General features: G+C 65.8%; 7 protein-coding genes. 4 read left to right on the top strand and 3 right to left on the bottom strand.

Going from position 1 to position 6,309, the window contains the following annotated elements; translation table 11 throughout:
• Window positions 1–188: 188 nt before the first annotated feature.
• Window positions 189–1,373, bottom strand: a complete 1,185-nt coding sequence (locus ACFOHJ_RS03860; RefSeq protein WP_378218706.1) for a pyridoxal phosphate-dependent aminotransferase — start codon at window positions 1,371–1,373, stop codon at window positions 189–191.
• A gap of 136 nt (window positions 1,374–1,509) precedes the next feature.
• Between ACFOHJ_RS03860 and ACFOHJ_RS03855 the strand changes: the two genes are divergently transcribed.
• From ACFOHJ_RS03855 to denD, 4 genes are read left to right on the top strand one after another with little or no spacing between them, the layout of a single operon-like run.
• Entirely contained in the window at window positions 1,510–2,130 is a 621-nt protein-coding gene (locus ACFOHJ_RS03855; protein ID WP_378218715.1) for a GNAT family N-acetyltransferase, read from the top strand.
• Window positions 2,131–2,171: 41 nt separating this feature from the next.
• Window positions 2,172–3,203, top strand: coding sequence for a cation diffusion facilitator family transporter (locus tag ACFOHJ_RS03850; protein ID WP_378218704.1), 1,032 nt, complete (start codon window positions 2,172–2,174; stop codon window positions 3,201–3,203).
• Between the two features lie 57 nt (window positions 3,204–3,260).
• On the top strand, window positions 3,261–3,467 hold the full coding sequence (locus ACFOHJ_RS03845) for a hypothetical protein (RefSeq protein ID WP_378218702.1): 207 nt from the start codon (window positions 3,261–3,263) through the stop codon (window positions 3,465–3,467).
• A 1-nt stretch (window position 3,468) separates the two neighbouring features.
• On the top strand, window positions 3,469–4,443 hold the full coding sequence (denD, locus tag ACFOHJ_RS03840; protein ID WP_378218700.1) for a D-erythronate dehydrogenase: 975 nt from the start codon (window positions 3,469–3,471) through the stop codon (window positions 4,441–4,443).
• On the opposite strand, the gene ACFOHJ_RS03835 is transcribed toward denD, so the two are convergent.
• A complete protein-coding gene (locus ACFOHJ_RS03835; protein WP_378218698.1) occupies window positions 4,440–5,579 on the bottom strand; it encodes a nickel/cobalt transporter in 1,140 nt (379 codons plus the stop codon). The genes denD and ACFOHJ_RS03835 overlap by 4 nt on opposite strands.
• A gap of 4 nt (window positions 5,580–5,583) precedes the next feature.
• The gene (locus ACFOHJ_RS03830; RefSeq protein WP_378218697.1) at window positions 5,584–6,246 is read right to left on the bottom strand and encodes a DUF1007 family protein; all 663 of its coding nucleotides are present in this window, start codon (window positions 6,244–6,246) and stop codon (window positions 5,584–5,586) included.
• Window positions 6,247–6,309 lie beyond the last annotated feature (63 nt).

Raw genomic sequence — 6,309 nt, 5'->3', positions numbered from 1 at the left:
TGTTCTTCAACAGACACCTCATCACGAGTCCAATGTAAACACTGCCCCACAAGGGGGAGGGGATTCTGCGCACCACCGGTGCGTCACATTCTGAGGCGTTTCCGTTCGAATGGCGCAACGGCCTCTATTCCACTCTCCCTTGTGGTGAGGGGTTAGGGGTGGGGCGTCGAAGTGCGCGAACTCTCGGTTCAGCACCTCAGGAACGCCTCGATCCGCTCCAGCGCGCGCAGGATGTTTTCCTCGGAGTTGGCGTAGGAAAGCCGCACATAGCCTTCGCCGAGCGTGCCGAAATCGGGGCCGCCGATCAGCGCCACGCCGGCTTCCTCAAGCAGGGCGGAGGCCAGTTGCTTGGCCTTGCGCCCGGTGCCCGAGATGTTGGGGAAGGCGTAGAACGCGCCCTTCGGCGTGACGCAGGAGATGCCGGGGATCGCGTTCAGGCCCTCGACCACGATCCTGCGGCGGCTGTCGAAGGCCCGCATCATCTTCTCCACCTCGTCCTGCGGGCCATCGATGGCCGCGAGGCCGGCATATTGCGCCGGCGCGTTGACGCAGGACCAACTGTTGACCGCGAGCTTGCGCACCTTGTCGTAGAGGTTGGCGCCCTTGTCGCCGGTGGGCCAGATCGACCAGCCGAGCCGCCAGCCGGTCATCGCCCAGGTCTTGGACCAGCCGTTGAGTACGATCAGCCGGTCGCGGATCGCCGGGAATTGCAGCAGCGAGGTGTGCTTTTCCCCGTCATAGGTCATGACGTCGTAGATCTCGTCGGAGAGGATGGCGACGTTCGGATGCGCCTCCAGCCCCTTCACCAGCTTGTCGATTTCGGCGCGCGGGGTGACGCCGCCGGTCGGATTGGCCGGCGAGTTGAGGATCAAAAGCCGCGTCCGCGGCGTGATCAGCGCCAGCGTTTCCTCGGCGGAGAAGGCAAAGCCGTTTTCCTCGCGGATCGGCACCGCGACCGGGCTGGCGCCGGTGAACTCGATCATCGAGCGGTAGATCGGGAAGCCGGGATCGGGATAGAGGATTTCCGCGTCGGGTTCGCCGAACATCAGGATGGCGGCGAACATGGTCGGCTTGCCGCCGGGCAGGATCATGATTGATTCGGGCGACACCTCGACGCCGGTGGTGGCCAGCGTGCGGCGCGCCACCGCCTCGCGCAGCGCCAGCAGCCCGTTGGCCGGCGTGTAGCCGTGATGGCCGTCCTGCAACGCCTTGATCGCCGCTTCGACGATATGTGCCGGCGTCTGGAAATCCGGCTGGCCGATGCCGAGGTTGACGATGTCGCGTCCCTGGTGGGCAAGGGCTGTGGCGCGTGCCAGCACGGCGAAGGCGTTTTCCTCGCCGAGGCGATCGAAAGCGGCGATTGTTTGGATCATTTTCCTGGACCAGTTTGGAGCTAATAGGGTGGCGGCATATTTGAAAGGCTCTGCCGCCTCTGTCAAACCAAAGGAATTTCCCGTGTCGGACGATCTGAACAATTGGCAGCCGCGGCCACGGCCGGAACGCAAGACGATGGAGGGGCGTTATGTGCGGCTGGAGCCGCTCGACGCCAAAAAGCATGGCGACGGCCTCCACGAAGCCTCGACCGTGCCGGATGCCGACCAGCGCTTTGCCTGGCTGTTCGAAAGCCCGCCGCAGAGCCGCGCCGAGTTCGACGCATGGCTGGCCAAGGTCGAAGCCAGCCAGGACCCGGTCTATTATGCGGTCATGGACAAGGCGAGCGGCAGGGTGGCAGGCCGCCAGACGCTGATGCGCATCGACCAGAACCACGGCGTCATCGAGATCGGCAGCATCTACTGGGGGCCGCTCATTTCGCGCAAGCCGGCGGCGACCGAGGCGCAGTACCTGTTCGCCCGCCATGTGTTCGACGACCTTGGCTATCGCCGCTACGAGTGGAAGTGCCACAACGACAACGGCCCGTCCAAGCGGGCGGCCGAACGCTTCGGCTTCACCTATGAAGGGCTGTTCCGCCAGCACATGATCGCCAAGGGCGGCAATCGCGACACCGCCTGGTACTCGATCATCGACAAGGAATGGCCGGCGCTCAAAAAAGCCTATGAAAGCTGGCTTGACCCTAGCAACTTCGACGGCGAAGGCGTACAGGAAAAACGCCTCGAGGATTTCCGTAAGTAATTGAGACGTAAGGTTATTTTATCACAGCGGAAGGCTTTGTGATGACCCACGCCCACGACCATGGCGCCGCCGGACACAGCCACGATCACGGTGCGGGCGGCGCTCATGTCCACGCGGGAACCGACAAGAAGCGGGTCCTGCTCGCCGCCTGCCTCACCGGAGGCTTCATGGTGGCGGAGGCGGTCGGCGGCTGGCTGACCGGCTCGCTGGCGCTGCTGGCCGACGCCGGCCACATGTTGACCGATTCGGTGGCGCTGGCGCTTGCCTGGTATGCGTTCCATCTCGGCGACAAGCCGGCCACCGGCCGCCACACCTACGGCTTCAGCCGGGTCAAAACGCTGGTCGCCTATACCAACGGGCTTGCCATCTTCGTGGTGGCGCTGTGGATCTGCTACGAAGCCTGGCAGCGCTTCGAGGCGCCGGCGCCGGTCCTTGGCGGGCCGATGCTGGTCGTCGCCGGCCTCGGCCTGCTGGTCAACGTCGTCGGCTTTCTGATCCTGCATGGCGGCGACCGCGAGAACCTCAACATGCGCGGCGCGCTGCTGCACGTCCTCGGCGACCTTCTGGGCTCCGTGGCGGCGATCGCCGCGGCGATCGTCATCATTTACACCGGCTGGACGCCGATCGACCCGATCCTGTCGGTGCTGGTGGCGGTGCTGATCCTGACCAGCGCATGGCGGCTGATGCGCGAGGCCGCGCATGTGCTGCTCGAAGGCGTGCCACCCAGCATCGACCGCGACAGCGTCGCCGCCGACCTGGTGAGGAACGTGCCCGGCCTGCGCGAGGTCCACCATATGCATGTGTGGTCGCTCGACGGCAGCAGCACCATGGCGACGCTGCACGCCTGCCTTGCCGAAGGCACCGATCCCTACGACGCCGTGCTGGCGGTCAAGCAGCGGCTGACGGCCGAACATGGCATCGACCACGCCACCGTGGAGCCGGAGTTCGGGCGTTGCGCCGACGGCCATTCGGATCACGATCTCCATCATGGGAATGGTCACGGTCACGGCCATGACCATGGTCATGAGCACGGCCACGAGAAAGGCGGCCAGCCGTCCCGGCACTATCATTAGCCGATCGGGCCGGCTAAGAGACCGGGCGGCCACGCAACTTCGGACCGGGATACGCCCATGAATCGCAACGACAGGAATTCGGCGATAGCAGCCCTTGTGATCCTGGTGCTGTTCTTTTCCTTCGCCTACTATCTGCCGGTCATCATGATCGCGGCGGGGAATATATCGACCGTGCTTGCGGTCCTGGTGGTGGCCGCGTTCATGCTGGGGCTGTTCGCCATCTTCTGGCTGCGGGCACGCTCCCAGCGCGACCGGGACGACTGAGTTGCGCGTGCTGGTTACAGGCGCGGGCGGCATGGTCGGCCGCAAGCTGACCGAGCGGCTGGCCAGCGACGGAACCCTGCGCGGCGAGACGATCACCGAACTCGACCTGCACGATATCGTCGCCATGGAGGCGCCGTCGATGCCAGGCGTGGCGGTGCGCACCCATGTCGGCGACCTGGCCGAAGCGGGCGCGGCGGCCCGGCTGGCGGCCTCGCGCCCGGACGTGGTATTCCATCTCGCCAGTATCGTTTCCGGCGAGGCCGAAGCGGATTTCGATCTCGGCTATCGCGTCAATCTCGACGGCACGCGCGCGCTGTTCGATGCGTTGCGGCTTGCCGGGCACGGGCCGCGCGTGGTGTTCACCTCGTCCATCTCGGTGTTCGGCGCGCCGTTTCCGGAGGTCATCGCCGACGATTTCCATGCCACGCCGCTGACCTCCTACGGCACGCAGAAAGTGATGAGCGAGGCGCTGCTTGCCGACTATACGCGGCGCGGTTTCTTCGACGGCGTCGGCATCCGGCTGCCGACCATCTGTGTGCGGCCCGGCAGGCCGAACCGCGCCGCCTCCGGCTTCTTCTCCGGCATCATCCGCGAGCCGCTGAACGGCAAGCCAGCGATCCTGCCGGTGCCGCGCTCGGTGGTACATACCCATGCCAGCCCGCGCTCTGCGGTCGGCTTCCTCCTTCGCGCGGCCGAGATCGACGGCGAGGCCGTCGGCCCGCGCCGCAACCTCAACATGCCGGGTGTCGGCGTCAGCGTCGCCGAGCAGATCGAGGCGCTCGGGCGCATCGCCGGACCGGAAGCGGTCGGATTGATCCGCGAGGAGCCGGACGAGACGATCTGGGCGATCGTGAAGAACTGGCCGACCCGCTTCGACGCGCGCCGCGCGCGGGAACTGGGCTTCGTCGCCGAGACGGATTTCGACGCCATTATCCGCGCATATATCGAGGACGAACTGGCGGGAAAGATCGCCTAGGCCGCCAGGCTGGCGGAAAGCAGAAGCAGGCCGAACAGGAACACGAAGGCCGCGCCGCCGATTTCGACGATCGAGTGGATGCGCGCGCCCCAGCTTCCGTCGCCGGCGAAGAAGACGGCCCAGTTCTTGGCCGTCACCGCCAGGATCGCCAGCGCCGATACGGTGACCGCCGTGCCGAGCGCCATGGCGAGAACCGACAGGATGCCGCCCATCCACAGCCCGTTGAGCAACGCGAAGGACAGCACGATGAGCGCGCCGGAGCAGGGGCGGATGCCGACCGCGGCCACCGCCGCCGCGGCCGTGTGCCAGTCGAACCGGTCGCCCGACAGCATCGACGGGTCCGGCGCGTGGCTGTGGCCGCAGGTTGCGCAGACATCGGCCGTGAATGGCTGGCTGGGATGGTTACCCCCACCCCTAACCCCTTCCCACAAGGGGGAGGGGGATTCGGAGAACTTGCCGCCAGGTTCCCCTGCGGCCTGTAGGGAGGCGACCGGCACGGCGTAGCGCAGCCGGCCGTGGGCTTGCGTACAATAGGAGCCATCGGCGTGGTAATGGCCGTCGGTCCGGGTGCCGCCGCCAAGCAGGCGGAGGAGCGGCGGAGCCGCCTTTTTCCACAAGAGCCACGCGCCGAAGGCGGTGACGAAGACATAGCTGGAGATTTCGAGGAACCAGGCGGCGTCGGTCATGGAGACTGAGGTGCCGCGCAGCACGAACCAGGCCAGCACCATGACGACGATGGCGGTAACTGCCTGCAGGAAGGCGGAGACGAAGGACAGCAGGACGCCGCGCCTGAGCGCCACCTCGTTGGCCACCATGTAGGACGAGATCACCGCCTTGCCGTGGCCGGGACCGGCGGCGTGGAAAATGCCGTAGGCGAAGGAAAGCCCGATCAGCAGCCATACGCGGCTGCCGTCCTGGCGCATCGCCTTGATGGCGCCGGCCAGCGCCCGGTAGAATTCCTGCTGCTTCAGGTTGATCCAGGCAAGCTGGTGCGCGAACAGGCCGGTGGCGGGCGGCATGGCGTCGTTGGTGCCGATGCCGAGCGAGCTCTGGGCGTGCGCGAGGCCGGGCAGATGCACCAGCGCGACGGTAACGGCCAATAGCGCGCAGCCGATATGCAGCCTGGTCCGCGTCATTCGCCTATCCCTTCGGCTGGCAATCGAGTTCCAGCTTGGTCGCAAAAATCTTGCTCATGTCGGTGCCGGCCGGATCGTTGAAGAACGCCTCGGTCAGCGTCTTCTGGTTCTGCGCCAAGGCCGTGTCGGGGTCGGGGCGGATGACCTGGCGGGTACAGGTGTCGGGCAGGCCCTCGACGGCCATGTTGGCGTCCTCGGTGAAGTCGATCGCGGTGTAGAAGGTCGGGTCGTAGACGCCGAAATCCACCTTGCCGGCAAGCGGGATCGGGGTTTCCAGTTCCGATTCGAACAAGACGAGGAGTTGCTGGTTATCGAAGGTTGCGATCAGTTGCGCCGGCGGCTTCATCTTCACGTCCTTGCCGTCGGCCGTCACGAGCTGGAAATAATTATAGTCGGCCAGCGACGAGTGGATGGTGTCGGAAACCTCCTTCAGTTCCTCGTCGTCGAGCTTCTGGTCCGCGTTCTTGTCGAACTCCATCAGCACGGTGCTGGAGAACAGATCGTCGAAGCGCCACAAATGGCGTAGCGCGGTCACGTGCTGGTGGCCGGCGTCGAGCACGACGTCGAGCCGGGCCTCGGCGAAGACATGCGGATGCGCCGATGCCGTCCCGCTGCCGAAAAGCAGGATGGATGCGGCGGTCAGGAAGGGGAAGGCTCTAGGGTGCATTCTCGTCCACAGGATGATCGGCGCGGGCGGCAAAGCCGGAGAGTGACCAGAAAGGCGGCGAAA

The organism is Aquamicrobium soli (assembly GCF_042646345.1).
GTDB lineage: Bacteria > Pseudomonadota > Alphaproteobacteria > Rhizobiales > Rhizobiaceae > Mesorhizobium > Mesorhizobium soli_A.
Note: the sequence above shows the minus strand (reverse complement) of the source record. Positions and strands in the feature narration are given on the sequence as shown.

Bases quoted from the DNA above. Each gene is read 5' to 3' on its own strand.
- ACFOHJ_RS03850 (WP_378218704.1), top strand. From the start codon at position 2,172: ATGACCCACGCCCACGACCATGGCGCCGCCGGACACAGCCACGATCAC.
- ACFOHJ_RS03830 (WP_378218697.1), bottom strand. From the start codon at position 6,246: ATGCACCCTAGAGCCTTCCCCTTCCTGACCGCCGCATCCATCCTGCTT.
- ACFOHJ_RS03835 (WP_378218698.1), bottom strand. From the start codon at position 5,579: ATGACGCGGACCAGGCTGCATATCGGCTGCGCGCTATTGGCCGTTACC.
- ACFOHJ_RS03845 (WP_378218702.1), top strand. From the start codon at position 3,261: ATGAATCGCAACGACAGGAATTCGGCGATAGCAGCCCTTGTGATCCTG.
- ACFOHJ_RS03855 (WP_378218715.1), top strand. From the start codon at position 1,510: ATGGAGGGGCGTTATGTGCGGCTGGAGCCGCTCGACGCCAAAAAGCAT.
- ACFOHJ_RS03860 (WP_378218706.1), bottom strand. From the start codon at position 1,373: ATGATCCAAACAATCGCCGCTTTCGATCGCCTCGGCGAGGAAAACGCC.